This window comes from Primorskyibacter sp. S87 (assembly GCF_049801055.1).
GTDB lineage: Bacteria > Pseudomonadota > Alphaproteobacteria > Rhodobacterales > Rhodobacteraceae > JBNAGF01.
Genome location: NZ_JBNAGF010000008.1, coordinates 131,960 through 158,380, shown reverse-complemented (window position 1 = coordinate 158,380; position 26,421 = coordinate 131,960). Strand labels below are relative to the sequence as shown.

Below are 26,421 nucleotides of genomic sequence, written 5' to 3'. Positions count from 1 at the left end.
AATGGCGCTGTCGCAAACGGCTGCGTTGTGGTTCCTGCCATTCGTGCTGCCGCTCTGCTATTACGTGGCTTTCACGGATCTGCGGGAAATGCGCATCACCAACCAGGCCGTAATCGCGCTGGCGGTGGTCTATCTTGTTGTTGGCCCGTTTGTGCTGCCCCTGCCCGACTACGGCATGGGCGTCATTCGCATGGCGGTCATGCTGGTTATCGGCATACTCCTAAACGCCGGCGGAGCAATGGGCGCAGGCGATGCCAAATTCATTGCCGCCGCGGCCGGGTTCATCGCGCCGCCGGACATGCTGGTCGTGATCATGATTCTTTGCGCCAGCACGCTGGCTGCGTTTACAACACACCGGTTGGCCAAGCATACCGGGTTGCGCCAGATCGCTCCGCATTGGAAAAGCTGGAGCACGGGCCAGAAGTTCCCGATGGGGCTCTGCCTAGGCGCAACGCTGGCACTGTATCTCATTCTGGCCGCCTTATTGGGGCAATAACTGCCATTGAATGGGAATAGCTTGATCCCCGGTCAGGCCAAACACATGCCCTTCATTTGCCACATTGGCCTGAGAAACTGCTGCAAAGAGCAACTTCGCAGACTTTCGGGGCTGATGCCTCGGTTTGTCCCTGAACAATTTACAGGTCCGACCCATGAACATGCACACCACTTCCGTGATGGCTCCGCCCCCCCCGAAGGGCATGGCGGAAATGCAGCTGCCCATCGTGATGATGCGGGACATTCTGCTCAAGACAATGTTTCGCAAGAACGTGGACATGGTCAGCGATATTGCCAAGGCCATTTGCTTGCCCGGGTCGGTAACGCAAGAACTTGTGGACATGGCCCGCGAACAGAAACTGCTCGAAGCAACCGGGACGCTGAATGCCAACAACGGCAATGAAATGGGCTATCAGCTGACAGACGCCGGCCGAGCGCGGGCGCTGGATGCACTGAGCCAGTCGGAGTACTTTGGGGCCATGCCGGTTCCGCTGGAAGTCTACCGCGAACAGGTCAAGCGCCAATCAATCCGGAATATTCAGGTCACCCGCGATCAACTGACCAATGCGATGGGGCACCTTGTTCTGCCCGACAGCCTGCTCGACCATCTCGGCCCTGCGGTCAGCGCCGGGCGATCCATTCTGATGTACGGCCCGCCCGGGAACGGTAAGTCCTCAATTTCAAACGGGATTCGAGATGCTCTTGGTGACAAGGTCTATGTTCCGCGTGCTATCGAGTATTCCGGACAGGTCATTACCGTTTATGATCCCATCGTTCACAATGCTTTGCCCGATGAGGTCGACGACCCGCATAGTTTGCGCCGCGTGCGCCGCTACGATTCCCGCTACGTCTGCTGCGAGCGTCCTACCGTTATCACCGGGGGCGAACTTTCGCTGTCGATGCTGGATTTGGTCTACAACCCGACCGCCCGCACCTACCAGGCGCCGCTGCAATTGAAATCCACCGGCGGTATCTTCATCGTCGACGACCTTGGCCGCCAGGCCGAACCACCGCAGGCGCTGATCAACCGATGGATTGTACCTTTGGAAGAAGGCAAAGACATTCTCGGCCTGCAATCGGGCGAAAAATTCGAGGTTCCGTTCGACACGCTGGTGATCTTTTCGACCAACTTTCACCCTAACGAGATCTTTGACCAAGCGGCGCTGCGCCGGATCTTCTTCAAGATCAAAATCGACGGGCCCAGCCAAGAGAACTTCCTCAAGATCTTTGCGCTGGTGGCCCGAAAGAAGGGCATCCCGCTTGATGAGACTGCGCTTATTCATCTTCTGAAGGTCAAATACCCGACAATCGACAACGTTTATGCAAACTACCAACCGATCTTCCTGATCGATCAGATGATCTCAATTTGCGAATTTGAGGGCATCCCATACCAGATGAGCCCCGAGCTTATCGATCGCGCATGGGCAAACATGTTCGTCAAAGACGAAGAGATTGTGAAGTAACGGGGCCCCACAGGTCAGTCAAAATTCGCGTTTCTCCATCCACTCGGGTGCAAATTGCTGTAGACCGGGGCGATGACATCTTTGCCGTCCTCCATTGCTGGGTGGTTCTCCGACCGGGGCTGGTCTTTGCATCCGCACCAGAAGGACATGCTGCAACGCGCCGGTGATCCGGTGACATTGTTGATTGCGCCCACAGGCGGCGGCAAAACCATGGCCGGTTTCCTGCCCACGCTGGCGGAACTGGCGGACGGAGCACATGAGGGCCTGCACACGCTTTATGTTTCGCCACTCAAGGCGTTGGCGGCGGATATCAAACGCAATCTTCGCGCTCCGGCCGAAGAACTTGATCTCGGAATTCGGATCGAAGATCGAACCGGCGACACCTCTGCCACCCGAAAAAAACGACAGCGCGCCGATCCGCCTCATATCCTGCTAACAACTCCTGAAAGCCTTGCTCTGCTGACATCCTACGAGGATGCGGATCGAACATTTTCCGGACTGCAACGCGTGATCGTGGACGAAATACATGCGCTTGCCGAAAGCAAACGGGGCGATCAGTTGATGTTGTCGCTGGCACGGTTGCAGACGATCTGCCCTGGTCTGCGACGCGTTGGGCTGTCGGCGACGGTCGAGGACCCCGAAGCAATTGCCCGGTTTCTCGCCCGGCACCCGGATCCCTGCAATGTGCTGGTCGCCGACCCCGGCCCCGATCCGGACATTTCAATGCTGCAGACCGCTCAACAGCCTCCTTGGGCGGGAGGCGGGGCGGCCTATTCTATCGACGCCGTTCTCGAGCAGATCCGCCGCCACAAGACCACCCTGATTTTTCACAATACAAGGGCTCAGGCTGAGATTTTCTTTCACAATCTTTGGCTTGCCAACGAAGAAGGCTTGCCGATTGCAGTTCATCACGGCTCTTTGGACAGGGCGCAGCGAGAGAGGGTCGAAGCCGCCATGGTGCGCGGTCAACTGCGCGCCGTGGTCTGCACCGGGTCGCTTGACCTTGGCATTGATTGGGGCGACGTGGATCTCGTGATCCAGATCGGAGCACCAAAGAACGTCAAACGGCTTGTGCAACGGATCGGGCGAGCCAACCATCGTTACAATGCCCCCTCCAAGGCACTGCTGGTGCCGGCCAACCGGTTCGAGGTGGTTGAATGCCTGGCGGCGCTCGAAGCCGTCAAGGCGCGTGAGCTTGACGGTGATCCCCGTGGCCCTGGCCCCCGGGACGTTCTGTGCCAGCATATCCTGATTGCAGCATGTGCCGGCCCTTTTGACGCGACCGAGTTGTTCGAGGAAATGCGCAGCGCCGGTCCGTATGTGGACCTGAGCCGCAAGGATTTTGATGCCTGCCTGGAGTTCTGTGCGACAGGCGGATACGCCTTCCGGGCTTATGACCGATGGCAGCGGCTGTTGCAGCGACCTGACGGGAAATGGCAGTTGAGAGACCCCCGCAGCGCACAGCGAATACGCATGAACATCGGCACAATTCAGGATGCCGATCTTCTCAAGGTCAGAATGAAACGAAACCGAGGCGGCAAGCCGTTGGGGGAAGTTGAAGAGAGTTTCGCTGCCTCGCTCACGCCGGGAGACACTTTCCTGATCGGCGGTCGGATCGTACGATACGAAGGGTTGCGGGAAATGACCGTCGAGGTCAGCCGCGATGCGGCCCGAAATCCCAAGATCGCAACGTTCTCAGGAACAAAATTCGCGACATCCACCCATCTCAGCGCGCGAATTCTCGACCTGTTCGCCCGTCAGGATTGGTCATCTCTTCCCGAGCATACAGCGGATTGGTTGCGTCTTCAGAACGAAGTCTCCTCACTCCCACAATCTGGGAGGCTTCTGATTGAAAGCTTTCCACACGATGGGAGAGAACATGTTTGCGTTTATGGTTTCGCCGGTCGCAATGCGCAACAGACGCTTGGGCTGTTGCTGACCAAACGCATGGAAGAAACCGGTTTGCATCCGTTGGGGTTCGTATCGACCGACTATGCCACTCTGATTTGGGGGCTGGATCCGCTAAATGATGCCGCGCCCCTGTTTGATATCGATGCTCTGCGTCAGGGGCTGGACGGATGGCTGGCAGGCAACGCGGTGATGAAGCGCACCTTTCGCGTTTCGGCAACAATTGCCGGGCTGATCGAACGCAACCTGCCGGGGCAGAAAAAGACCGGAAGGCAGGCGACGTTTTCCTCGGACATTCTTTATGACACCTTGCTGAAATACGACCCGGAACACGTATTGATGCAGATCACGCGCACCGAGGCTTTGCGCGGTTTGGTGGATTTTGGCCGGATCGAAGAGATGATCGCACGGGTTGGCAACAGGATTGATCTCCACAGGCTCAAGCGGGTCACGCCTCTTGCCGCGCCACTGTTTCTCGAAGTCGGCAAAGTTCCGGTTCAGGGCGCTGCGGAGGAACGGCTTCTCGCAGAAGAAACCAAACGTCTGATGGAAAGTTCGGGGTTGGCCGCAATGGAATGATGCCGCTTGCAATCAAGCCCGTGATCGGCGAGGAACACAACATGAACGAACTTTCCGTCACTCTTGCCGGAACAGACTTGCGCGCGCTCGGTTCCGGAGCTCTATGGTGGCCCGAAAAAGAGCTGCTTTGCGTATCCGATCTTCATCTGGGTAAAGCCGAGCGCATCGCACGGCGCGGAGGCGCTCCTTTGCCTCCGTATGAAACCCGGGACACCCTGACCCGGCTCGCAGCTGATCTGTCGAAAACGAATGCGCGGGTAGTAATTTGTCTAGGCGACAGCTTTGACGACACCGAAGCCGCGTTTTCCTTGCCGGATGATGAAAAAATGTGGATCACAAAGATGCAGGCCGGGCGCAGATGGGTTTGGATCGAGGGCAATCACGATCCCGGCCCTGTCGATCTGGGCGGCACCCATCTGACAGAACTGCCGCTTGCACCACTGACCTTCCGACACATTGCGAAGCCCGGTGCAAGCGGCGAGATTTCGGGGCACTACCACCCCAAGGTCAGGCTGCGAACCCGCGCCCGATCCATCACCCGGCCGGCGTTTCTGGCTGATCCCGATCGTGTGGTTCTCCCGGCCTATGGGACCTATACAGGCGGGCTACGTAGTGACGAAGCAGTACTGAGTGACATCATGCGCCCCGAAGCGATCGCCATTCTTACTGGCGCAAAGCCCCTTGCCATGCCGATGCCCCGGACCTGAGCGCGCCAGTTACAGGATACCGGCCTGTTCCAAACCGGGTTTGTAGGTGCGACTAACCGGAATCCGATCCCCATTGCTGAGCAAAATGTGGATCTTGCTACCTGATCTCTCGATGCCGGCGATGGCTTCTCGCGTAACCCAATGGGACCGATGGGTGCAATACCCCTCGACCGGCTCCATTTCGGCAATCGCGTCTGTGAATTTCAGACGGATTTCTGACGCGTGCTCTGGCCCAAAGACTTCGACCATGTGGTCCCGCACAGTGAGGCGCAAAACCGGTCCGACGAAATCAGCGGGCAAGCGGCGCAGCAGACGCGGCTGTTCAGCCGTTTCGGGCGGGGATTTTCTTTCGGTCAGAAAACCCCGCGCTGTCAGCAAACCGGTCGCCATCACCACAACATATTGCGACACACCAATCAGTGACGGATCATCCTGAGGCCCCGGCTCGGACATGGCCCATGTAACACCCCAACAAAAGGGCGATAGCAACAGCGATATCACCGCAACCGACAATGCGCCGGCAGCCAAAGGGTGCCAACTTTGCCCTGTACGGTTAACCAGAAAGCCGCTGGCTTGTGTCACGACTCCGGCTCCGCCAAGGAGCAAAAGCCAATAGACCAGCCGCTCCGTAAATGGCAGGGCGAAGCTGCCAAAGGGTCCAGCCAGGGCGAACATCAAGGAAAAAAGCAGCCAAACCGCCAGCGCTCCCTGAAAAACACTCCTGCTGCGCGTCTTCAAAAACCGTTGCCGCATAATAATTCAGGCAAAATAATCTCTTCCACCTCTCTTACTATCGCAGGCGGGGCATCGGCTCCAATAGCGAAAGCTCAAAACTTTGCGATCTGGTAAACGCTGCATCTAAATCTGGTACACGCTCAAGAAGGGAAACTTGATGGAACAAAGGATTACGGAAAGCTTCTCCCGGCAGAGCATGATGGCAACCTTTGGCGCCAAGATCGACCTGGTAGAGGAAGGGTCGGTGATTATCTCCGCCCCGATCCTCGAAGGAAGCCGCCAGCAGCAAGGTGTCGCGCACGCAGCGCTGGCCTTTGCGCTGGGTGACACAGCGGCCGGTTACTCCGCGCTGACCCTGATGCCGGAGGATCAGGAGGTGATGACTGCGGAAAACAAGATAAACCTTCTGGCACCGGGTCGCGGCGACCTGATGCGGACGACCGGTCGGGTGCTGAAACCCGGCCGGCGGCTGATCGTGGTGTCCGCCGAGGTTTATGCCATCGAGGACAACCGGGAAACCTTAGTCGCAGTCTTGCAAGGCACCATGATCCCGGTCCCCATCTAGGCTATGGGTCAGGCCGTCAGCCCTTCGGGTTCAGAAAGACCGTTTGCACGACAACACGCCGTAAGAGTATTGGCCAGAAGACAGGCAATCGTCATGGGGCCGACGCCACCCGGAACCGGGGTAATCGCGCCAGCGAATTCCGCGGCGCTCGGATAATGCACGTCGCCAACAAGGCGTGTCTTACCTTCGCCTTTTTCCGGTGCATCGATCCTGTTGATGCCCACATCGATAACAGTGGCGCCAGGCTTGATCCACTCGCCCGGAACCATCTCCGGCCGACCTACTGCGGCAACAACAATGTCCGCGCGGCGCACCACCTCGGGCAGATCCTTGGTACGCGAATGGGCGATAGTCACGGTGCAGCTGTCGCCAAGCAGAAGTTGCGCCATCGGCTTACCCACGATGTTCGACCGCCCGATCACCACGGCGTCCAGACCAGAAAGGCTTCCATGATGGTCGCGCAGCATCATGAGACAACCCAGCGGAGTGCAGGGCACCATCGATTTTTGGCCGGTGCCCAGCAGACCAACGTTGGAAATGTGGAACCCGTCCACATCCTTGGCCGGGTCTATGGCATTGATCACCAGATCTTCGTTCAGATGCCCGGGCAACGGCAATTGCACCAGAATACCATGCACCGCCGGGTCGTTGTTCAGCGTGTCGATCAATGCCAGGAGATCCGCCTCAGCTGTATCCGGATCCAGCTTGTGCTCGTAAGAGTTCATGCCAACTTCGACCGTCTGCTTGCCTTTGGAGCGCACATAGACCTGTGAGGCCGGATCCTCACCGACAAGAACAACCGCCAGTCCAGGGGTGATCCCCTGCTCTTCCTTCAGCTTGGCCACCTGTTCTGAAACCTTTGCCCGAACCGTGGCCGCAAATGCCTTTCCGTCGATAACCTGCGCACTCATTTCTCGTCCTCTCCTTCAGATTTCTGCACGGGTCTCGGCACCCTGCATCGTTTCGTCTGTTTTTGGCGCAGGATCTGTCCCGTCACGGGATTTCGCAGCAACCCAACACCTGTTCTTCCCTGGCAATCGACCAATCGATCAGTCTGCGCCACAGTTGTTCAGCCAGATCCGGATCCAAACCGTAGTTGTCTGCGCGATCACGGACGTTTCTCACAACCTGCTCGACGCGCTGAGGGATGTTTGCCGGCAAGCCCTCTATCACTTTCAGTTCAATGGCTCTGTCGATATATCCGGCCCGCGTTGCCAGCGTTTTCACCAATTCCCGATCCAGTTCATCGATTTCCACCCGAAGCTCGGCCATCGATGCACAATCCTGCGGTCTTTTTCGAGTTTCCTTCATCCTGTCTCCAGCAGCCTGATTGATAGTCTCAGGCTGCTGGATGGCGGATCGTGCGACTTAGAACAAGCCCTCGACCAAGCCTTCTTCGTTGATGCGGATGTTTTCCGCCGCCGGTGTTCGTGGCAAACCCGGCATGGTCATGATTTCACCGCAGATCACCACTACGAAGCCCGCTCCTGCAGACAAACGCACTTCGCGGATCGGAACCGAATGACCGGTCGGCGCGCCGCGCAGGCTTGGGTCCGTCGAAAAGGAGTACTGCGTCTTGGCCATACAAACCGGCAGATGGCCATAACCTGCGTCTTCCCACTGTTTCAGCTGATCACGGATTTTCTTGTCGGCCAGAACCTCTTCGGCGCGATAAATCGACGTAGCGATCCGCTCGATCTTGTCGAAGAGGCCGAGATCGTCGCGATAGAGCGGCGCGAACTGGCTGACCCCGGAATCTGCGATCTCGGCCACGCGGGTCGCAAGTTCCTCGGTGCCCTTGGACCCATTGGCCCAGTGCGTGCAAAGGATTGCCTCGGACCCCTGTGTATCAACGTAGTCCTTGACCGCCTGAACTTCGGCATCGGTATCGGTGACGAAATGGTTGATCGCCACAACGACGGGCACACCAAACTGCTTGAGGTTGCCGATATGTCGTCCCAGGTTGGCACAGCCTTCCCGGACAGCATCGACATTTTCAGCCCCCAGATCGGCCTTGGCCACACCGCCGTTCATCTTCATCGCACGGATCGTCGCAACCAGAACGACGCAGTCGGGCGCCAGTCCGGCCTTGCGGCACTTGATGTTCATGAACTTTTCGGCGCCCAGATCAGCCCCGAAACCGGCCTCAGTGACAACGTAATCTGCCAGCTTAAGCGCTGTTGTTGTCGCAATCACCGAGTTGCACCCATGCGCGATATTAGCAAATGGACCGCCGTGCACGAAGGCGGGATTGTTCTCCAGCGTCTGCACGATATTCGGCTGCATGGCATCCTTGAGCAGGACCGTCATCGCTCCATCAGCCTGAATATCACGGCAATAGATCGGAGAGCGATCACGGCGATAGGCAACAATCATGTCACCCAACCGCATTTGCAGATCTTCCAGATCGCGGGAAAGACAGAGGATCGCCATGACTTCCGAGGCAACGGTGATGTCGAACCCGGTTTGGCGCGGGAAACCGTTGGCAACACCACCAAGCGACGTCACCATGTCGCGCAGTGCCCGGTCGTTCATGTCAAGTACCCGGCGCCAAGACACACGCCGCTCGTCGATTTCCAGTTCGTTGCCCCAATAGATATGATTGTCGATCATGGCGCTGAGCAGATTGTGCGCCGACGTGATCGCGTGAAAATCACCGGTAAAATGAAGGTTCATATCCTCCATCGGAACGACCTGTGCGTAACCGCCCCCGGCCGCTCCGCCCTTCATACCGAAATTCGGGCCAAGCGAAGCTTCACGGATACAGATCGCAGCTTTCTTGCCAATCGCGCAAAGCCCATCGCCAAGTCCCACGGTAGTGGTGGTCTTGCCTTCGCCGGCCGGCGTCGGGTTGATCGCCGTAACAAGGATCAGCTTGCCATTCTGGCGGTCCTGGACTGAATTGATGAACTCTTGGCTGACCTTGGCCTTGTCGTGACCGAATGGAAGAAGGTGTTCGGAGTCGATGCCAAGTTTGGCGCCAATTTCCTGAATTGGCTTCTTGTTGGCCTCGCGGGCAATCTCAATATCCGATTTGTAACTCATGTCGCGCGCTCCCTGGAAGTGTTCCTTCACGTTGCCGGAACGTCTCCGACACCGCCTCACCCATAGCGGCAGGCTTCTCTGACAAGGATGTGAATTGCGACATATTCCCGCTGCGAAGCGTCGTGGGTTGGTTTCTGGTGTTTCGGATCGGAAATTTTAGTTCCGAATCCGCACCTTCAGGGCTGCCAGGCGCGCTGATCCGGGATGAACAGCGTCAGACTGTCCCCGAGCTTCAGCCGGCCTGGCCGTTCCACCCACGCAGTGACACCCCGCCGTCCGGCTGCAGCGGGTTTGAACGATGGCCCGTGCCCCGGGTGATCCGCTTCTATTTCACGTCCGGGAAACACGCAGGGGCGGTTTTCGATGTCGATGGTCAAGGCTACCCCATCCGGGCCAAGCAATCGCGATGCCGGTGGAACGTGAGTGAAATCTGGAATTCCTTTCACTACAAGACTTGCACCAAGGTGACTTGGATTGAGTTCTGCCATCCCCATTTCCGAGGCGATGGCTTTCATCTCTTCTTCGGAAAGCACGGACAGCTGCCGTGTGTTGCGGATTTCCGTGCCCTCGGGATACAGATTGCGGACACGAACACAGGACGGCCGTGTGTCTCCTTCATGTTGTTCACCGGCGACCCCGGCGAAGCTCAGGTCCAGCTTCTGAACGGGTTCCGCCCTTAGTGACTCGCCAGCGGGAACCCGGCCCAGCCAGACGATTTCGGCCGCATATCCGCTTTCTTTCAATACTGGCATTGTCTGCTCCCTTACCCCTGACGTGCCGGAGGTTTGCACATCATCGTTGGTTTCACCAGTCCTGCACAAAAGAACAGGCCCGAAGGAGTTCCTTCGGGCCCTTCATGCGCCTTTTGTCAAAAACTTTGGCGATTGCGTCAGACGGTTGGTTCTGGCTCCAATCCGCTTTCGGGGGCCTGCGGTTTGGGTTTGGTCTTGGGAATGGCAGTAACGCTTGGCGCATTGCCTTCATCCGACGCGTCACCCTCATCATCCCCGGAGTTTGGCGGATCGCCGTTCATCACGCGCTTGATCTCTTCCCCGGTGAGGGTTTCGTATTCCAAAAGCCCCTGCGCGAGCCGCTCCCATTCCTCAGACTTCTCCGTCAGGATCTTGTGCGCGCGCTCATAACCGACTTGGATGAACTCCTTGACCTCTTCCTCGATCAGTTCCTTGGTGTGGGCTGAGACCGAGAAGCCCGCAGTATTCCCACTGTAGCCCTCGTGAGCCTCGGCATAGTCGATATTGCCGACCTTGTCGGACATGCCCCACCGCATCACCATTGCACGCGCCAACTGGCTGGCCTGCATAATGTCACCGGCCGGGCCGTTGGACACATGGTTCTCACCATATTTGATGATCTCGGCAGCCTTGCCAGCCATGGTCATCGCCAGCTTTTGCTCGCACTCATCCTTGTGGTAGTTCAGGCGATCCATTTCCGGCAAGCTGACAACCATCCCCAAGGCGCCCCCGCGCGGAATGATCGTAGCCTTGTAAACCGGGTCACAGAGTGGCAGCTCCAGCCCGACAACAGCATGTCCTGCTTCGTGATAGGCCGTCTTTTCCTTTTGGTCCTGTGTCAGCACCATCGAGCGCCGCTCGGCCCCCATCATCACCTTGTCCTTGGCGTTCTCGAAATCTTCCATGGTGACAAAGCGCCGGCCCACCCGCGCGGCCATAAGAGCCGCCTCGTTCACAAGGTTGGCCAGATCGGCACCGGAAAAGCCCGGTGTCCCCCGCGCGATGATGCGAAGATCCACGTCGGGACCCAACGGTGTCTTGCGGGCATGCACGCCGAGGATCTTTTCCCGACCTTTGATATCCGGGTTGCCAACCGTCACCTGACGGTCGAACCGGCCCGGGCGCAGCAGCGCAGGGTCCAGCACATCCTTGCGGTTGGTGGCCGCCAGAATGATCACGCCTTCGTTGGCTTCAAACCCGTCCATTTCGACCAGCAGCTGGTTGAGCGTCTGTTCGCGCTCGTCATTTCCACCACCATAGCCCGCGCCCCGATGGCGTCCGACAGCATCGATCTCGTCAATGAACACGATACATGGCGCATTCTTCTTCGCCTGCTCAAACATATCGCGCACGCGGGACGCACCCACGCCGACAAACATTTCCACGAAGTCGGAACCGGAAATGGTGAAGAAAGGCACACCCGCCTCACCCGCGATCGCACGTGCCAGAAGCGTCTTACCGGTGCCCGGCGGGCCGACCAGCAACGCGCCCTTTGGGATCTTGCCGCCAAGACGCGAGAATTTCTGTGGGTTGCGCAGGAATTCGACGATCTCTTCGAGCTCTTCCTTGGCTTCGTCGATACCGGCCACGTCATCAAAGGTCACACGCCCATGCTTTTCAGTGAGCATCTTGGCCTTGGATTTACCAAAGCCCATCGCGCCGCCTTTGCCGCCACCTTGCATCCGGTTCATGAAATAGACCCAGACGCCGATCAGCAGAATGAACGGCAATAGGGTAATCAGGAACGACTGGAAACCGGATTGCTGCTGTTTCTCCGCCCGAACAGGGATATCCTTGTCGATCAGCAGGGTCGTGATCTCGGCATCTTCCGGCTTGATGGTCACATACTCCTGACCATCGCTACCACGAAAACGAACTTGTTCGCCATCCAGCGTGACCTGCGAAACTTCTCCGTCGTTCACCTGGCTCACAAAATCGGAAAAAGTGATCTCGCGGCTTTGCAGGGTTCCGCCCGACCCGCTGAACAGATTGAACAATGCCAGGATCAGCAGGAACAAAACGACCCAGAAGGCGATATTACGCGCATTTCCCAAGGAAACTCTCCATCTCTCACGGCTGCAAACTGAATGCAGCCGGTTAGACCACTAAAATAGAGACCTTTGGAGCAGGTTCAATGCGATAAAAGCGATGCAAAGAACTCTTCCTTGCCTCGCAGAAGCTTGAGCTGCCATCCGTTGGCCTTGCCTAACGTGGGGGCAGCGACGAGATCATCACCGTGCCACACCGCGGGATCAGCCAGAACAGCCGCATACGGCCGCCCAAATTCGCGCCACTCAGCACATTGGGCAACGCCCGCTTCGCCCAGCGCCGCCACTGTCAGTTCATTCGACAAGAGGTTGCCGGGTGGAGCTTCGAACTGCCACCGGTCGTCCCATGGATCCGTGACAAGGCAACGCATACCGAGAATGGCGCCATGTTCCCTGCACACACGGACATTTTCGCCTTTAACCAGAATGCGGCATCCACCCAATGTTCGCGAGCGCCCGGCCGAAATCTCCGCGAACAGCTTGCCCAGTGGATCGCGACGGGGCGGGTGTTCCTGTCCAGCAACCCAGCGGATTGCCCGGTCTAGAAGCCGGCGAGCGATTTCTGCTGGCATCGCCTCCAGTCCGTCCCGGTTCAGGATCAGATCCCCGGCTTCAATACCCACATGTGTCTTTGCTTCCTGTGCCGCATAGTGGGCCAAAGCATCGTTGGTACTTTGCATATTGCGCGCCACATCCGCCAGAACATCGGCGGAAATCCCCAATCGCGCCAGTTCGGGCAACGCCTGCCGCACGCGAACCCGTTCGAATCGCGTGTCGTCATTGGACGGATCCTCGATCCAGCCGACACCCCTTTCTTTCAGGTAGCTTCGCAGGTCTGCTCTGGTTTGGCCGAGCAGCGGGCGCAGAACAGCGACGCCATCCACCACGCGCTTTGGCGGAATCCCGGCCAGCCCGCCTGACCCGGCTGAACGCGCCAGCCGCATCAGCACGGTTTCGGCCTGATCGTCCATCGTATGACCCATAACGAGAACATCGATCCGCTGGGATCGTGCCCATCGCGTAAGCAAGTCATAGCGGGCCTTTCGAGCTTGATCCTGCAGGTTGCCCCGGCCATCCCATTTGTCCCAACGAAGGGTCACATGAGAAATTCCGAGGTCTCTGGCAGCCTGTTCGACGACCCGTGCCTCTTCCTCGGCCCCGGGCCGCAACCCGTGATCGACAGTCGCTGCCAAAACCTGCACAGCGCCCGACGCGAAACACCGGTTCATCAGGTGCAACAGAGCCATGGAGTCGCTACCACCGGACACCGCAATGCCAATGCGGGCCGGAGCGGGATCCGGCAGCCGGGACCGGAGATCATCCAGAAGGCGATTCTCGCAGCCGCTCAACTGCATCCCAGCGCGGACATCTCCTGCTGTGCAGAGGCCACAGCGGCAGAAGACGGGAACCGTGATGCAACTTCGCTCAACGTAATGCAGGCCTGACTGGTCTGACCCAACCGCCCAAGCGCCGACCCGAGCGCCAGAAGCGCGTCAGGCGCGATGGGCCCCGAGGCGTTTCCGGTAAAAGCCGCAAGATAGGCACGAGCCGCTTCGCGGGTATCGCCAAGACCGTCCAAAGCTTTTCCTCGCTTCAGATGCGCCTCTGCTGCAAGCGGGCTGCCGGGATAAGATTGCTCGAACCGGGTAAAGAGATCGACCGCACCTGCATAGTCTTGCGCATCCAGCGCCGCGGCCGCGGTATCAAACTCGGCTTGCTCGCTAACGGCCAGCTCGCCACTTCCTGAACCAGCCTCCGGCGCGCTCGGGACAGGGGCAACACTACCCCCGCCGAGCGTGCTGGTTTCCCCCAGCTGGCTCACATCACCGCCCTCCAATTCGACAAGCCGGAATTCCAGATCCCCAATCCGGTTGGTCCCGTCCTGAACAATGCTGTCCACCCGAAACTGCAGTTGTTCGGTCTGTGACGTCAGTCGCTGCAACTCGGCCTCAATCGCGCCGATCCGTTCCAGCACCGAGTCTCCGGCAACATTTGTTTCCGGAGCCCCGGTGGTGACAAGTTCCCGCTTCAGACGTTGGATCTCAACATTGAGAACGGTAAGTTCCTGCCGAATATCAGCCAAGGTCTGGCTGTCCTGCGCGGCAAGAGAGCCAGCCGAAACCAGAAGGCTTGCCGATAGTATCAGGCCAGAAAACCGGCGCATCGTTCTCATCCTGTCAGATCGCTGGACAAGATGGTCACAGCACGGCGGTTCTTGGCGTAACAAGCTTCTTCGGAGCAGATCTCGATCGGGCGTTCCTTGCCGTAGCTCAGAACTTTCAGGCGGTTGCCAGCCACACCACGAGAAATCAGGAATTCCCGCGCCGCGTTGGCCCGACGAGCCCCAAGGGCAAGGTTGTATTCTCGTGTCCCCTGCTCATCAGCGTGACCTTCAATCACGGCCGAGTAATCGACATTCTGCATCAGCCATTCTGCCTGACCCTGCAAAATTCCCCGGGCGGCGTCGGTCAACGTGGACTGGTCCACCTCGAACAAAACCCGATCACCAACTGCCTGCTGAAAATATGCCGGAGACGTTGGGTCGGATGCAGACCCGGCCGCACCGCCGGAACCGGCTCCGCCGGCGCCGGACCCATAGCCGTCCAGATCCGTGGCGTTCGTGCACGCGGCCAACGCAACCAGCGCGCCGACCGAAATCAGTTTGCTCAAAATGTTCATGCCAATTGCCTCGTTACTTCGCTTGTTGTTGCGTACAGCTTTATCACAGCACCGACTCGTTGTGAACGCACGCTAACTGTCAACCCGGCGCCTTACTCCTGCAAAGGTGACCAAGACGGGTCGCTTCCACCATCAGGGGTGCGGACGGGTTTCAGATTACGTCCGGAAATGTCCACGGAATAGAGCGAAGCACGACCCTGCGCCCCCTGTGTTTCACGGGTAAACATGATCACTCGCCCATTTGGCGCCCATGTTGGTCCTTCGTCCAGGAATGAGGCCGTGAGCAGCCTTTCCTCACTGCCATCGGTCCGCATCACGCCAATGTGAAACCGCCCCTTGCTTTGCTTTGTAAAGGCGATCAGATCGCCCCGCGGCGACCAGACGGGTGTGCCATAACGGCCTGATCCAAAGCTAATCCTTTTTGCCTCGCCTCCGGACGCTGGCATGACGTACAACTGCTGTGACCCTGATCGGTCGCTTTCAAACACGATCTGGCTGCCATCCGGTGAATAACTGGGTGCGGTTTCAATCGAAGGCGCCGACGTCAGCCGGGTCCTCCGCCCGGAACCTATGTCCATCGAGAACAGATCGGTATTGCCACCTGCGGAAAGCGAGAACACCACCGTTTGTCCGTCCGGGGAGAACCGCGGAGCAAAGCTCATCGCACCATCCTGAGTGTCGAGAACACGCCGTCGCACCTGCCCGACATCCAGCACATAGATGCGCGGAAATCCGCTTTCATAGCTGGTGTACAACACACGATCGCCGGTTGGAGAGAAGCGCGGGGCCAGAACAATGGCCGCGCTGTCAGTCAGGTACTGCACGTTGGCACCATCATAGTCCATGATTGCCAGCCGCTTGCGCCGTTCATTCTTTGGGCCGCTTTCGGAGACAAACACAACTCGGCTGTCGAAATATCCGCTCTCGCCGGTGATCCTGCCATAGACTGCGTCGGCGACCTTGTGCGCCATGCGACGCCACCCTTCCGTGGTTCCGGCGAACTGCAGGCCATTGCCCAACTCCGCCCCGGAAAACACGTCCCATACCCGGAAGCGAACCGTCAGCCTGTTTCCACTGACCGAAACAGCCCCGGTGACCAAAGCCTGTGCATTGATTGCTTTCCAGTCGGCAAACTGGATCGGCGCGTTGAAATCAGTGATCTGGCTGATGAAGGCGCTCGACGGAACTTCACGAAACAAGCCGGTGCCGGACAAGTCCGCGGCAATTACCCTGCTCAGGTCGCGCGATACATTCGCAGCTGCGGAACTGTCTGGAACAAAGTCCGGCACGGCATACGGCAGCGGTTCGATCACACCTTCGGTGATCTCAAGTCGCAAGGGCCCATTTTGCGCCTCGGCCTGTGGGATCAGGAATGCCGCGCCAAGACCGACGCTCAGAAAGAGATTAACCAATACTCGCATCATCTGCTTCGCATCCTCTCAGGATTGAATGTCAGTTCGATGTCACGCCAATGACTGTATTTGTCCCGCGGGAGTTTGTATCCATCCTTTTGACATCGGAGGATGGCCCGACGGGCACTTTCGAAGGCCGCGCGCGAGGCGCGGTCGTCGCCGCCCTCGCTGGAAACCAAACGCAACGACCCGGGCTGAACCTTGCCGTTCTGGTCCATGCTCATGGCGATGACCACGGTTACGCTGGCGGCAGGGCTGCCGACATCGACAACCCAGCAGTTCTGCACGGCCACGCGGAACGCATCGCGCTCCCCGCCCGTCATCGGCGGGCCGGACGGTGCCGGCGCGGCAGCGGCTGTCCCGCTCATCGCTTCGGCCAGCGCATCATCAATGGAAGATGACGTATCCGGCCGAGCCGCCGTTTCCGTGGGTTCGGGACGCGTCGGGCGTTTGGCAGGCGGACGCGGAGAGCGCAACGGAGCCAGTTCAGTTGTTTCGTTGGCTTCAGTCGCGATCTGATCGGTGGCTTCTTCTGGGGCAGTCGCCTCCTGCTCCTCCTGCGGGGTTTCCGCACCTTGATCCGCTGTCACAGCGGGGGTTTCGACCTCGTCCGGCGTTGCCTCGGGAGGAGGTGCCTCAACCGGAACCGGAGCCACCCGATCCACCGGGCGGGGCTTGGGTCGTTCTCCGGTCGGGGCCGGTATCGGCGGCAAATCGGGTTGCGGCTGAACAAGCGTTGGCGTGTCGGGCACCGGAACGTCCGGTTCCGGCGCTTCGACGACCGGGTCGGGTTCGGGATCGGGTTGTGGTTGCTCTGCGGGGTCCGGCCGCGACTGTTCGGGTTCCGGCCTTGGCGGTTCAGGAAGCGCGGCAACCTGTTCGTTCACTTCGGGTTGCTCCAATTCGGTCGGGCTTTCCTGCAAATCAGGAGCAGGGTTGGGCGACGACAGCGCCGCGAACTCCTCGGCCGAAATGACGGAGACTTCCTGCACCTCAAACGGCAGCGGCTCGGAGCGGAACACGCCGCCCAAGAACGCCCAGCCGATCAGAGTGACATGGGCAATCGCCGAGATCTTGGTGCCGGTCTGCAAACCGAGGCCTCACTCTCCGCCTTCATCGAGGGTGGGGCCACCTGTATCGGTGACCAACCCCACATTGGAAAACCCGCCAGCGTTTAGTGCGCCCATGACCTGCATGACTTCGGCATAAGGAACATTGCCATCGGCCCGCAGGAACACCTGATCACTGCTGCGCTCGGCCGCAATGGCGCGCAACTTGGCCACCAACTCCCCGCGTGGCACGTCGGTTGTCTGGATCTGCACCTGGCCCTTTGCGGTTATAGTTACACTCAGTGGTTCCTCATTCTCCGACGGCAGGGCACCTGCCGCCGTCTTCGGCAACTCGACGGGAACACCAACGGTCAAAAGCGGGGCCGCCACCATGAAAATGATGAGCAGGACAAGCATGACATCCACGAAAGGCGTCACATTGATTTCGGCCATCGGCTGGGCCCGGCGGCGACGGCGTCCGCGCCGCCGATCTCCTGCTGTCGATTGCTGTATTGCCGCGCCCATCGGTCAGCTATCCAGTTGCCGGGAGAGGATTGTGGCGAATTCGTCGGCAAAGGCCTCCCAGCCCGCGATAATCCGGTCGCTATCCGCGCTCAGCTTGTTGTAGAAGATGACTGCCGGGATCGCAGCGAGGAGCCCCAGCCCAGTGGCCAGCAGTGCCTCGGCAATACCCGGCGCAACCACTGCAAGGTTGGTGTTTTGCTGCTCGGCGATCTCGATAAAGGCGTTCATAATGCCCCATACGGTCCCAAACAGGCCGATAAACGGAGCCGTTGAACCAACGGTCGCCAAGACCGGCAGCCCTTTTTGCAGATTCTCGGCTTCCTTGTTGATGGCGACATCCATCGACCGGTCAATCCGCGCCTGCGCACCTGCAATCAGGCCGCCATCGGTTCGGTGCGATCTGCGCCATTCCGTCATTCCCGCTGCAAAGATCTTTTCCGAACTGCCAGTCGGGGTCGGACCGAGCTGTTCGAAGAGTTCATCAAGGGGTTCTCCCGACCAGAAAGACCGGTCGAATACGTCTGCCTCCTGACGGGAAGCGCGATAGGTCATCAGTTTCTGGATGATAATGCCCCAGGCCCAGATCGAGGCAATGGTCAGCATCAGCATTACCAGTTTCACGATCAGGGTCGCGCGCGCGAAAAGACCCCACATGGAGAAATCAATCTCCTGCGCCAAAGCGAGGGTTTCTGCTTCCATCTACCTGCTCTTTTGCCTGTTACGGCCGTGTTCACTCCGGCCTTGAATGGCCAAACGCTAACGCAGATCGTAAGAGATTGCCAACATATCCACCCATGGCAGGGAAATTATTACAGCAATGCGCGAATCTCTGCCGGAAGACGAACCGGCTTTCCTGCAGAATTCATGCAAACGGCAGTGACCGTTGCCCTGAATACCTCGGTGTCGTCGCGACGCACCACCTGCCCCATTGTCAGACGCGCGCCCGAAACCGACAGCATCTCAGTTTCTACCATCAGCTGGTCTTCGAACTTTGCGGTGGAAAGAAATTCTGCCTCGATCTTGCGCACGACCCAGACGATGCCTGCTTCGCGCATCGCGTTCTGATCATTGCCAAGCTGGCGCACCCAGTCCGAACGCGCCCGCTCAATGTATCGCAGGTAGTTGGCGTGATAGACGATCCCGCCCATGTCAGTGTCTTCGTAGTAGACCCTGATAGGGTACTCATGTGTTTGTCTTTGCAATCTTTTACCCTTCAGTAGCACCCTCACCCATGATGCCCGCGACAAGTCGACTTGCTGGGGCGAGCACGCATTATTCAGGTCACACCCGCGCTACCACAAATAGCGCACTCTCAGAGAGGAAAGACAAGACGGGCAAATGGGCACCATTGGATGCAGCCGATTCGTTGCCGCCCGCCTCGGCGCGCAAGCGGTGCTCGTTCCGGCGGCGCTCATGTCTCTGGACCCTTGGGTCGATGAATTCACCGTTCCATCCCGAGACTTGGAAAACAACATGACCGTCGCCTACACCAATCGTATTGACGCGCAAGGGAACTTGCCGTTCATCGGCAAAAGCCAACTCTGCCCCGGTGACACCGCACGGCGCGTGATCGCCTCGCACAGCTATCACGGCTTGATCGCGATTGAGCATCAGGCCAATGCAGGTATGACCTATTTTTTGGCAAGCTTGGCGCAAAGAAAGCCAATTAAAGGTCTGGTCAAAGTAATTCTGATTTTCGCTTTGCCTTGGCAGCGAAAATCCAACGAATGACCGGGTCGCGGACATTTCTGCGAGTTGCTGAAGTCGCAAATCGCACGCTCGCAACTCAACCGGTTCATCAAACGACTCTTGGCGATTGAGCACGGCTTTCCGCAGGCGAGCATCGAACACGTCCTGTTTGATCTCAATGCTGGGTCTAGCGGTGCGATAGTTGCAAACTGCGTAGTTTGGGAAATTATCGCTCAGTGCGCGTCGCTGCTGTATACTTGAACTCAGCACCACGAATAAGGGAAAGTTCAAACGTGGCCGATTATCCCGATGGTCCGGCTTTCTTGTAGCGAAATGAGCGGCCAACATGTTGAGGTATTCGGCCGTAAAAAACCGAGGAAATCGTCGCATGAAACTTTTTGCTTTTTCAACCGCCACATTATGTCTTACCGCCGGTGCCGCTTTCGCATCAGGAATTTGCACAGGCTTCGGGCCCCAAGCGCCAAGAGACATTTCTGAGAGCTCCGGCGCCAACAAAACCATCTACTCCAAGGCTCCGGAAGCTGCACAGATGAACTTGTGCGACATCCATCTGCACAGGAATGCCGAACACAAAGGCCCCGGCTTTTCCACGTCAGGCGGTGCGGGCGAACATGGCGGATGGATGTGCAACGACAGCTCGTCCCTATCGGAGGCCCAACTGGCGGATCCTTTTGAGGGGCAAGGACCACTCAAAGGGGTTACAACCGGCGATACTATTGAAGTGCATTGGGTGTTTACCACATGCGACGTTGCGCCTGGGCATTCGTTGGGATCGTGTTTTTCAGAAAGCTGCATCAACCCGCAACTAAGGGTCGAAGCCCAGGTTTTCAGTGTGATCAATGACGCAAACGCATTGGATTTTGCACTTTTTACTTATGGTTCAGGCAGCAACATTGTGAACGGACTGCACCAGCCCAACGCCTTGCCTGATTCAACTGGAACACCAATTGTCTACGTAGGCTCGACGACCGGTCCGAGTTACACCGAAGAGAACTGCTCCCCATACCTAGGTACATGGAGCGTACGGCCTCAATGTGCGCAGATAGACGTCAGCTCTTTGCATAAATGGGCCGAGAGCAACGTGTTTGAGGAAAACCATGCTCATGGGGTTCGCCAGATCGTGACGTCCGAAGCCCTCCTGTCTCCCATCAAGTAATGCAAAGACAAGTCTTGCAGGACTGACGAAGCAGTTCTTGAAGTCTGTTGGCCGATAGCATTGCTGCACCTGCGAAGATCACAGCTGAAGCACGTCCCGTTCGGGTGCAGTTCGCGCTTTGACCGCATCATTCAGGAATAAGCGGCATGGCCCGACTTTGCCCATTGAGGCCGTTTCGAAGAAGGTCAGCAAGGCCCGCAACTCCCGAGACCGCGCGTCAGGTCCGACTTGCGGGCAATCCAGTTCTTCCAACCATTGGCTCAAAGCGGGTGGAGAGGCCACCCCCTACCGCGACCAGACAGTGCTTTGCAGTGGGTTTCAGGCAATGGATCTGCAAATCCGTCAACATGCGCTTATCCCCTTTCTGTCCCCGGCCGATAGCGTCTCGCTCGTGCTTCCAACGATGGTCATGGACGTTGCACGAAGAACGCGTGTCAACGGCAAATCAGGGAAAGGGCGATATCAACAAAAACTCAGCTAACAGCCACGGACGACCGCAAACGAACTGACGGTCTCCATAACAGACGCGTACGGGATACCTATGGTATCATTGCAGATTGCTGATCCTTGCATGCAGTCTGAGCGCGTGAGATGGGTCGCGCGACATTGCGGGCAAGGTCGGATCGTATGCGGCCGCGATCAACGTCGCAATGTCATGACGCAGAACGGCTTGGCCATCTTTCTCTTCGAAAGCTGAAACCTGATTGAAGGCACTGTCCTTCCACAACAGTATCGCCTGCACGGCCTGCCCCAAAAGCATTGTTTCGGCGGGAACAGAAGACAGGGCCTCGTCCATCTTCAGGAAAATGAAGGCGGATTTTATCCCTTCATCCTCATTGAAGGAGAAAAGGCGATACTGATTTGCGTTCGCCGCCTTCACGCGCTCGACAAGCTGCGCGAGGTTTGGAACGGCCTTGTCCAGATCCGGCACCTCCAGCAACTCGTCCCATTCCTGAAAAAAGAAGATCATGCAGTTGCTGCCGGTATCAGGGTCGGTGTCTGCCAGCTTGTGCCCGGCAAGCTGGGCAACGGCTTCGAAGGCCCCTTTGATGACCCCGAGCGTTTCATCCTTCACCCCAAAGGCAACTGGCGCGATCGGACGGCTCCAGCGCGCAAAGACAAAGCCGTTCTCAGAACGGGTGAAATATTCTTCAATTTGCTCCGGAGTCATGGAAACCACCTTTCAAGAAAAACTCGGGAAATTTGTAGCAAGCACACGGACGACATAACAACATATTGGTTCCCAAACCGCCCCGTTATGGTGTGTTTCGTCAACAGTCCCAACGAATGCCTTAGATTTGATCCGGAAACAGCAAAATGGGAATTCAGCTGAACAGGTCGCTTTGTCGCTTCGGCATCGGCATTCCCAAATGGTCCCACGCTTTCTGCGCCAGCATCCTGCCCCTTGGTGTACGCTGAATCAGGCCTTGCTGGAGCAGGTAGGGTTCGATCACCTCCTCCAGAGCGTCACGGCTGTCAGAAAGGGCCGCCGAAAGGGTTTCGATCCCAACCGGTCCGCCAGAGTAGTTCTCGGCGATCAGGCGCAGATAACGCCGGTCGGCATTGTCCAGCCCCAAGTGATCCACACCCAGACGAGTCAGAGAACTGTCTGCCAGTTCGCGGCTGATCCGACCGTCCCCTTCGACAATGGCAAAATCCACCACCCTGCGGAGCAATCGCCCGGCGATGCGTGGCGTGCCTCTGGCCCTTCGAGCAATCTCACGAGCTCCTTCTTCATCGGCCGGAGCGCCGAGTTTGCGTGCGTTACGGGTTACAATTTCATGCAACTCGTCGACAGTGTAGAATTGCAGCCGCGTCGGGATGCCGAAACGGTCGCGCAGCGGTGTGGTCAGCAACCCCATACGGGTCGTGGCCCCGACCAGGGTAAACGGCTGAAGCTCGATCCGAACCGTTCGCGCAGCAGGCCCTTCTCCGATCACAAGATCCAGTTCGAAATCCTCCATCGCCGGATAAAGAACTTCTTCGACCACCGGGTTCAGGCGATGAATCTCGTCGATGAACAGCACATCCCGTGCCTCCAGATTGGTCAGAATGGCGGCAAGGTCTCCGGCCTTGGCCAATACAGGACCGGATGTCATCCGAAAGTTGACCCCAAGTTCCCGCGCCATGATCTGAGCCAGTGTCGTCTTGCCAAGACCCGGAGGGCCATGAAACAGCGTATGATCCATGGCTTCACCACGCTGTCGCGCCGATTGAACGAAGATCCGCAGATTGGCCCGCGCTTCGGCCTGTCCTATGAAGGCGTCAAGGCTTTGTGGACGCAGGGCGCGGTCGTTTTCTCCTTGATCTTCGGGAAGCGGGTCGGGGCGCAGTGTCGGGTCGGCGTCGATCATCATTCAGGTCCTCAAGCCTTGGGCGCCAACAGTTTCAGCGCGGCCCGGATCAGGCCCGATGTGTCCGCATCGGGGTTTGCGCCGGCGGCCTCGGCAACGGAAGCCGCCGCGTCCCCGGGAGCGTATCCAAGATTGCCCAGCGCCGACAGAGCGTCCGCCTGAGCGGCGGCCTCCCGTTTCGGGGGTTTTGCAGGGGCTGGTTTCGTCACCGGTTCGATCACATCCACCACGTCGACCGGGGGCCCGTCCATTGCGTCGGCAATTGTGCCGCCCATAGCCATGACACCGGGCGCCTTGTCCTTGAGATCCAGAACCACCCGCTGCGCTGTTTTTGGACCAACACCCTTGGCTGCCTTGACGGACGCCCAATCGCCCAAGGCGACCGCACGACTGACGCCATCGGGACCAAGTGTTCCAAGAATGGCCAGCGATACCTTGGCACCTACGCCCTGAACGGAACACAGCAACCGGTGCCATTCCTTTTCGACCAGCGAGAGAAACCCGTAGAGCTGCATCAGGTCCTCTCGCACGACAAGATCCGTGTAGAGAGAGACTGACTCTCCGACCCCTGGAAGCGCCGCAAGAGTCCGGTCTGAACAATAGACAATGTACCCGACGCCGCGCACGTCAATCAGGATGTGATCCGCGGCTCTGTAGTCAAGCCTACCTGAGAGCTTGCCGATCATGCCCGCGCCTCCTTGAGGCGCGTTTGCTGCGCCTTTCCATAATAGGCATGACAGATCGCTATCGCCAAGGCATCGGCGGCATCTGGCCCTTTGGGCTGACAGCCGGGCAATTGCAGTTTGACCATGTGCAATACCTGCTCTTTCTCGGCATGCCCGACGCCCACCACCGTCTTCTTGACGCGGTTCGGCGCATATTCTCCGACCGGCAGACCGGCCTTGGCCAGTGTCAGCAAGGCAACGCCGCGCGCCTGACCCAGCTTGAGAGTCCCTGCCCCGTCCTTGTTCACGAATGTCTGTTCGATGGCCGCCTGATCCGGGCGGAACGCGTCGATCACCTCGACCATCTGGTTGTGCAGAGACAATAGCCGCTCACCCAGATCATCCCCATCGGACCGGCAAAGCCCATTGGCAACATGGCTCAGACGCGATCCGTTTGATTCGATCACGCCCCATCCGAGGGTTCTAAGACCCGGATCGATGCCTAGAATCCGCATGTTTCAATCCCTGCCCAAACCTCGGTTTCATATTTTTTCGAAGAATTAGCACGAAACGCGAACATTTTCCAAGGATGTTGGTGTGATCCCATCGAAACAATTTCCACCTCACACAGCGCTGGATTGTCGAAATGCGACATGCTGCGGCGCAGAATATCTCAATTGCGACACCGCGCGATCACGTTTGTTTCAAAGCCGATATCGACCAATTCAGCTATGCAAAAACTGCATACTGAACATGCAAAAACTGCGGCTTGCGGGAGGAATTATGTCCTCCTATTTGCGCTTCATCGAAACGAAATGATCAAAACCCCAGAACCTGAAGGACAAGGATATGGCTGCATTTGACACCACCCGCACCACCTACGGCTCGCACGGCCTCGTCGGCCGTATCGCCGAAAAAGCCTCGGTGTTTTTCGGCACTGTCGTTAACTGGAATGACGCACGCGTTACACGCAAGGCGCTGAGCGCACTGACCGACCGCGAACTGGAAGATATCGGTCTGAACCGTTGTGATATCGACGCAGTCGCGACCGGCAAGGTCCACTACTGATCTCCTTTTAGCCGGGAGAGTGAAAAGAGCGCCGCGCTAAAAAGCTGCGGCGCTTTTTTTTTGAACAGGTGCACAAGACAAGACTGCCCCCAGTTCTCAATGCGGATCTGCCACGCCCGGCGACATCAATGCAAGAGGCACCCGAAGCGGGCGCCAGTATGTCCGCTTCAGCGGCTTGTTCAGTGAAGATAGGGATAGATCTGGTCCGCGATCAATTGCGTCACAGGATCAATCTGCATTGCCCAAGCACCTGCCTTTTCAACGGCAGTGCCTTCCTCCAAACGCGCGAGCCGATCGCTGTATCCCGGAACTCCGAGATGCGCGACAAGGAACCCCTTGAACAACAGCAGCATCGCGATGGCATACAGGATCGGACGAAGCGAGATTCCTGCGCGACGTCCTCTGGGCTTCATGACGATCAGCCCGTCGGGCTGCATTTGCGCCTTGTATCCACGCGCCATTGCGCGATGCTTTCGCGTCAGTCGGTTGACGCGCTGATTGAAAAGCAGATGGTCATCGACCATGGCAGCCTCCGAAACCTCTGGCCCCCACCAGCGGTTCAATTACCCTACGTCCGAACTGTGGCAAATCAAGGGCCAGCGTCTTAAATGCCCCTAAAACTTGCCAAAATTAAGCCATTTTCTGCAAAATAAGCGTCGTCCAGTCACCAATCTCCTCGCGTCCGACAAGATTGTTTCCGCTTTCTCTATAGACAGTCACAACTGCCTCTGCCTGCTCGTTCAGGATTCCCGATAGAATCGCGTAACCGCCCGGTCGCAAATGCGCCGTCACGTCGGGAGCGAGCGCGACGAGCGGTCCCTTGAGGATGTTCGCGAAAATCAGGTCATAAGGTGCGTTGGCAGCAAGATCAGGATGATCAAAACCAGCGGCCTCAAGGCAGGTCACGGTTCCCTCCATACCGTTGGCCTTCAGATTCGCCTCGGCCACCTCTACGGCCACCTGATCGATATCAGATGCCAGAATGTCCCCATCCCAGACCCGCGCTGCCGCCATGGCTAGGACCGCCGTTCCGCAACCGATATCGGCAACCTTCGCTGCTTCGAAACCTTCGCCGATCAACCGGTCCAGCGCCTTCAGGCAGCCGAGGGTCGTTCCGTGGTGCCCCGTACCAAATGCCATCGCGGCCTCGATCAGCAACGGGATCTTTCCCTCGGGCAGCTTGTCGGCATCATGGGAGCCGTAGACGAAGAACCGCCCTGCCTCGACCGGCGCCAATTCCCGGCGGACATGAGCAACCCAATCAGTTTCGGGAAGTTCCGACACGACAAATGGCTTGGCATCGAAGGCTGCGGCCAGCACCGCCAGAGCGGCTTCGTCGGGTGCTTCGGTAAAATAGCCTCCGACTTCCCAAAGGCCCGAACCGTCCTCGACCTCGAACACACCAATCCCGGTCGGTTCAGGCGAGAGGCGCTCCATCGCTTCTCCCAGCTTTTCGGCGGCGGCTTTTCCGGTCAGGGTCGTGAGGGCGGTGAAGGTGGGCATCGA

General features: G+C 58.1%; 28 protein-coding genes. 8 read left to right on the top strand and 20 right to left on the bottom strand.

Annotated features, from left to right (window positions below; genetic code table 11):
* Position 1 precedes the first annotated feature (1 nt).
* The 4 genes from ACP15U_RS14780 to pdeM all read left to right on the top strand — a co-directional run bounded on the left by ACP15U_RS14780 (position 2) and on the right by pdeM (position 5,152).
* Complete coding sequence (locus tag ACP15U_RS14780; protein ID WP_425045920.1) at positions 2-496, top strand: prepilin peptidase; 495 nt, start codon at positions 2-4, stop codon at positions 494-496.
* 154 nt (positions 497-650) lie between these two features.
* A complete protein-coding gene (locus tag ACP15U_RS14775; RefSeq protein WP_425045919.1) occupies positions 651-1,958 on the top strand; it encodes an ATPase in 1,308 nt (435 codons plus the stop codon).
* Positions 1,959-2,030: 72 nt separating this feature from the next.
* Positions 2,031-4,445 (top strand): ligase-associated DNA damage response DEXH box helicase, encoded by a 2,415-nt coding sequence (locus ACP15U_RS14770; RefSeq protein WP_425045918.1) that lies wholly within the window; start codon positions 2,031-2,033, stop codon positions 4,443-4,445.
* A gap of 41 nt (positions 4,446-4,486) precedes the next feature.
* Positions 4,487-5,152, top strand: coding sequence for a ligase-associated DNA damage response endonuclease PdeM (gene pdeM / locus ACP15U_RS14765; protein WP_425045917.1), 666 nt, complete (start codon positions 4,487-4,489; stop codon positions 5,150-5,152).
* Positions 5,153-5,161: 9 nt separating this feature from the next.
* Here the strand turns inward: pdeM and ACP15U_RS14760 are convergent, their stop codons facing one another.
* Positions 5,162-5,734 (bottom strand): LytTR family DNA-binding domain-containing protein, encoded by a 573-nt coding sequence (locus tag ACP15U_RS14760; RefSeq protein WP_425045916.1) that lies wholly within the window; start codon positions 5,732-5,734, stop codon positions 5,162-5,164.
* 310 nt (positions 5,735-6,044) lie between these two features.
* On the opposite strand from ACP15U_RS14760, the gene ACP15U_RS14755 reads away from it, so the two are divergent.
* Positions 6,045-6,452: a PaaI family thioesterase gene (locus ACP15U_RS14755; RefSeq protein WP_425045915.1), complete on the top strand. Its 408-nt coding sequence runs from the start codon at positions 6,045-6,047 to the stop codon at positions 6,450-6,452.
* Positions 6,453-6,460: 8 nt separating this feature from the next.
* On the opposite strand, the gene folD is transcribed toward ACP15U_RS14755, so the two are convergent.
* The 13 genes from folD to ybgC all read right to left on the bottom strand — a co-directional run bounded on the left by folD (position 6,461) and on the right by ybgC (position 19,164).
* The gene (gene folD, locus ACP15U_RS14750) at positions 6,461-7,363 is read right to left on the bottom strand and encodes a bifunctional methylenetetrahydrofolate dehydrogenase/methenyltetrahydrofolate cyclohydrolase FolD (protein WP_425045914.1); all 903 of its coding nucleotides are present in this window, start codon (positions 7,361-7,363) and stop codon (positions 6,461-6,463) included.
* A gap of 82 nt (positions 7,364-7,445) precedes the next feature.
* On the bottom strand, positions 7,446-7,724 hold the full coding sequence (locus ACP15U_RS14745) for a chorismate mutase (RefSeq protein WP_425045913.1): 279 nt from the start codon (positions 7,722-7,724) through the stop codon (positions 7,446-7,448).
* Positions 7,725-7,820: 96 nt separating this feature from the next.
* Positions 7,821-9,497, bottom strand: coding sequence for a formate--tetrahydrofolate ligase (locus ACP15U_RS14740; protein ID WP_425045912.1), 1,677 nt, complete (start codon positions 9,495-9,497; stop codon positions 7,821-7,823).
* Positions 9,498-9,673: 176 nt separating this feature from the next.
* Positions 9,674-10,249 (bottom strand): MOSC domain-containing protein, encoded by a 576-nt coding sequence (locus ACP15U_RS14735; RefSeq protein WP_425045911.1) that lies wholly within the window; start codon positions 10,247-10,249, stop codon positions 9,674-9,676.
* 137 nt (positions 10,250-10,386) lie between these two features.
* Entirely contained in the window at positions 10,387-12,303 is a 1,917-nt protein-coding gene (gene ftsH / locus ACP15U_RS14730) for an ATP-dependent zinc metalloprotease FtsH (protein ID WP_425045910.1), read from the bottom strand.
* 77 nt (positions 12,304-12,380) lie between these two features.
* Positions 12,381-13,652 carry a tRNA lysidine(34) synthetase TilS gene (tilS, locus tag ACP15U_RS14725; protein WP_425045909.1) on the bottom strand — a complete coding sequence of 424 codons (1,272 nt, stop codon included), beginning with the start codon at positions 13,650-13,652 and terminating at the stop codon, positions 12,381-12,383.
* A complete protein-coding gene (ybgF, locus tag ACP15U_RS14720; RefSeq protein WP_425045908.1) occupies positions 13,643-14,461 on the bottom strand; it encodes a tol-pal system protein YbgF in 819 nt (272 codons plus the stop codon). Before ybgF ends, tilS begins: the two co-directional genes overlap by 10 nt.
* Positions 14,462-14,466: 5 nt before the next feature.
* On the bottom strand, positions 14,467-14,976 hold the full coding sequence (gene pal, locus ACP15U_RS14715) for a peptidoglycan-associated lipoprotein Pal (RefSeq protein ID WP_425045907.1): 510 nt from the start codon (positions 14,974-14,976) through the stop codon (positions 14,467-14,469).
* A 92-nt stretch (positions 14,977-15,068) separates the two neighbouring features.
* Positions 15,069-16,400, bottom strand: coding sequence for a Tol-Pal system beta propeller repeat protein TolB (gene tolB / locus ACP15U_RS14710; RefSeq protein WP_425045906.1), 1,332 nt, complete (start codon positions 16,398-16,400; stop codon positions 15,069-15,071).
* Positions 16,397-17,479, bottom strand: coding sequence for an energy transducer TonB (locus ACP15U_RS14705; protein WP_425045905.1), 1,083 nt, complete (start codon positions 17,477-17,479; stop codon positions 16,397-16,399). Before ACP15U_RS14705 ends, tolB begins: the two co-directional genes overlap by 4 nt.
* Positions 17,480-17,488: 9 nt before the next feature.
* Positions 17,489-17,962 (bottom strand): protein TolR, encoded by a 474-nt coding sequence (gene tolR / locus ACP15U_RS14700; protein ID WP_425045904.1) that lies wholly within the window; start codon positions 17,960-17,962, stop codon positions 17,489-17,491.
* A 3-nt stretch (positions 17,963-17,965) separates the two neighbouring features.
* Positions 17,966-18,661 carry a protein TolQ gene (gene tolQ / locus ACP15U_RS14695; protein WP_425045903.1) on the bottom strand — a complete coding sequence of 232 codons (696 nt, stop codon included), beginning with the start codon at positions 18,659-18,661 and terminating at the stop codon, positions 17,966-17,968.
* Positions 18,662-18,771: 110 nt separating this feature from the next.
* On the bottom strand, positions 18,772-19,164 hold the full coding sequence (ybgC, locus tag ACP15U_RS14690) for a tol-pal system-associated acyl-CoA thioesterase (protein WP_425045902.1): 393 nt from the start codon (positions 19,162-19,164) through the stop codon (positions 18,772-18,774).
* Between the two features lie 136 nt (positions 19,165-19,300).
* On the opposite strand from ybgC, the gene ACP15U_RS14685 reads away from it, so the two are divergent.
* Both ACP15U_RS14685 and ACP15U_RS14680 read left to right on the top strand, forming a co-directional pair.
* On the top strand, positions 19,301-19,693 hold the full coding sequence (locus tag ACP15U_RS14685) for a hypothetical protein (RefSeq protein WP_425045901.1): 393 nt from the start codon (positions 19,301-19,303) through the stop codon (positions 19,691-19,693).
* Between the two features lie 346 nt (positions 19,694-20,039).
* On the top strand, positions 20,040-20,828 hold the full coding sequence (locus tag ACP15U_RS14680; RefSeq protein ID WP_425045900.1) for a delta-class carbonic anhydrase: 789 nt from the start codon (positions 20,040-20,042) through the stop codon (positions 20,826-20,828).
* A gap of 547 nt (positions 20,829-21,375) precedes the next feature.
* Here ACP15U_RS14680 and ACP15U_RS14675 read toward each other — a convergent pair.
* The 4 genes from ACP15U_RS14675 to ruvC all read right to left on the bottom strand — a co-directional run bounded on the left by ACP15U_RS14675 (position 21,376) and on the right by ruvC (position 24,362).
* Complete coding sequence (locus ACP15U_RS14675; protein WP_425045899.1) at positions 21,376-21,999, bottom strand: hypothetical protein; 624 nt, start codon at positions 21,997-21,999, stop codon at positions 21,376-21,378.
* Positions 22,000-22,153: 154 nt separating this feature from the next.
* The gene (gene ruvB / locus ACP15U_RS14670; protein ID WP_425045898.1) at positions 22,154-23,182 is read right to left on the bottom strand and encodes a Holliday junction branch migration DNA helicase RuvB; all 1,029 of its coding nucleotides are present in this window, start codon (positions 23,180-23,182) and stop codon (positions 22,154-22,156) included.
* A gap of 11 nt (positions 23,183-23,193) precedes the next feature.
* The gene (gene ruvA / locus ACP15U_RS14665; protein WP_425045897.1) at positions 23,194-23,868 is read right to left on the bottom strand and encodes a Holliday junction branch migration protein RuvA; all 675 of its coding nucleotides are present in this window, start codon (positions 23,866-23,868) and stop codon (positions 23,194-23,196) included.
* Positions 23,865-24,362: a crossover junction endodeoxyribonuclease RuvC gene (gene ruvC / locus ACP15U_RS14660; protein ID WP_425045896.1), complete on the bottom strand. Its 498-nt coding sequence runs from the start codon at positions 24,360-24,362 to the stop codon at positions 23,865-23,867. The genes ruvA and ruvC overlap by 4 nt, the downstream gene beginning before the upstream one ends.
* 334 nt (positions 24,363-24,696) lie before the next feature.
* Here ruvC and ACP15U_RS14655 point away from each other — a divergent pair, with 334 nt between their 5' ends.
* Positions 24,697-24,915, top strand: coding sequence for a DUF1127 domain-containing protein (locus ACP15U_RS14655; RefSeq protein ID WP_425045895.1), 219 nt, complete (start codon positions 24,697-24,699; stop codon positions 24,913-24,915).
* A 179-nt stretch (positions 24,916-25,094) separates the two neighbouring features.
* Here ACP15U_RS14655 and ACP15U_RS14650 read toward each other — a convergent pair whose 3' ends face one another.
* Positions 25,095-25,439, bottom strand: a complete 345-nt coding sequence (locus ACP15U_RS14650) for a hypothetical protein (RefSeq protein ID WP_425045894.1) — start codon at positions 25,437-25,439, stop codon at positions 25,095-25,097.
* 106 nt (positions 25,440-25,545) lie between these two features.
* On the bottom strand, positions 25,546-26,418 hold the full coding sequence (locus tag ACP15U_RS14645; RefSeq protein ID WP_425045893.1) for a 50S ribosomal protein L11 methyltransferase: 873 nt from the start codon (positions 26,416-26,418) through the stop codon (positions 25,546-25,548).
* Positions 26,419-26,421 lie beyond the last annotated feature (3 nt).

Coding starts and splice junctions, on each gene's coding strand:
- ACP15U_RS14780 (WP_425045920.1), top strand. CDS start 2: ATGGCGCTGTCGCAAACGGCTGCGTTGTGGTTCCTGCCATTCGTGCTG.
- ACP15U_RS14775 (WP_425045919.1), top strand. CDS start 651: ATGAACATGCACACCACTTCCGTGATGGCTCCGCCCCCCCCGAAGGGC.
- ACP15U_RS14770 (WP_425045918.1), top strand. CDS start 2,031: ATGACATCTTTGCCGTCCTCCATTGCTGGGTGGTTCTCCGACCGGGGC.
- pdeM (WP_425045917.1), top strand. CDS start 4,487: ATGAACGAACTTTCCGTCACTCTTGCCGGAACAGACTTGCGCGCGCTC.
- ACP15U_RS14755 (WP_425045915.1), top strand. CDS start 6,045: ATGGAACAAAGGATTACGGAAAGCTTCTCCCGGCAGAGCATGATGGCA.
- folD (WP_425045914.1), bottom strand. CDS start 7,363: ATGAGTGCGCAGGTTATCGACGGAAAGGCATTTGCGGCCACGGTTCGG.
- ACP15U_RS14745 (WP_425045913.1), bottom strand. CDS start 7,724: ATGGCCGAGCTTCGGGTGGAAATCGATGAACTGGATCGGGAATTGGTG.
- ACP15U_RS14740 (WP_425045912.1), bottom strand. CDS start 9,497: ATGAGTTACAAATCGGATATTGAGATTGCCCGCGAGGCCAACAAGAAG.
- ACP15U_RS14735 (WP_425045911.1), bottom strand. CDS start 10,249: ATGCCAGTATTGAAAGAAAGCGGATATGCGGCCGAAATCGTCTGGCTG.
- tilS (WP_425045909.1), bottom strand. CDS start 13,652: ATGCAGTTGAGCGGCTGCGAGAATCGCCTTCTGGATGATCTCCGGTCC.
- ybgF (WP_425045908.1), bottom strand. CDS start 14,461: ATGCGCCGGTTTTCTGGCCTGATACTATCGGCAAGCCTTCTGGTTTCG.
- pal (WP_425045907.1), bottom strand. CDS start 14,976: ATGAACATTTTGAGCAAACTGATTTCGGTCGGCGCGCTGGTTGCGTTG.
- tolB (WP_425045906.1), bottom strand. CDS start 16,400: ATGATGCGAGTATTGGTTAATCTCTTTCTGAGCGTCGGTCTTGGCGCG.
- tolR (WP_425045904.1), bottom strand. CDS start 17,962: ATGGGCGCGGCAATACAGCAATCGACAGCAGGAGATCGGCGGCGCGGA.
- tolQ (WP_425045903.1), bottom strand. CDS start 18,661: ATGGAAGCAGAAACCCTCGCTTTGGCGCAGGAGATTGATTTCTCCATG.
- ACP15U_RS14685 (WP_425045901.1), top strand. CDS start 19,301: ATGGGCACCATTGGATGCAGCCGATTCGTTGCCGCCCGCCTCGGCGCG.
- ACP15U_RS14680 (WP_425045900.1), top strand. CDS start 20,040: ATGAAACTTTTTGCTTTTTCAACCGCCACATTATGTCTTACCGCCGGT.
- ACP15U_RS14675 (WP_425045899.1), bottom strand. CDS start 21,999: ATGACTCCGGAGCAAATTGAAGAATATTTCACCCGTTCTGAGAACGGC.
- ruvB (WP_425045898.1), bottom strand. CDS start 23,182: ATGATCGACGCCGACCCGACACTGCGCCCCGACCCGCTTCCCGAAGAT.
- ruvA (WP_425045897.1), bottom strand. CDS start 23,868: ATGATCGGCAAGCTCTCAGGTAGGCTTGACTACAGAGCCGCGGATCAC.
- ruvC (WP_425045896.1), bottom strand. CDS start 24,362: ATGCGGATTCTAGGCATCGATCCGGGTCTTAGAACCCTCGGATGGGGC.
- ACP15U_RS14655 (WP_425045895.1), top strand. CDS start 24,697: ATGGCTGCATTTGACACCACCCGCACCACCTACGGCTCGCACGGCCTC.
- ACP15U_RS14650 (WP_425045894.1), bottom strand. CDS start 25,439: ATGGTCGATGACCATCTGCTTTTCAATCAGCGCGTCAACCGACTGACG.
- ACP15U_RS14645 (WP_425045893.1), bottom strand. CDS start 26,418: ATGCCCACCTTCACCGCCCTCACGACCCTGACCGGAAAAGCCGCCGCC.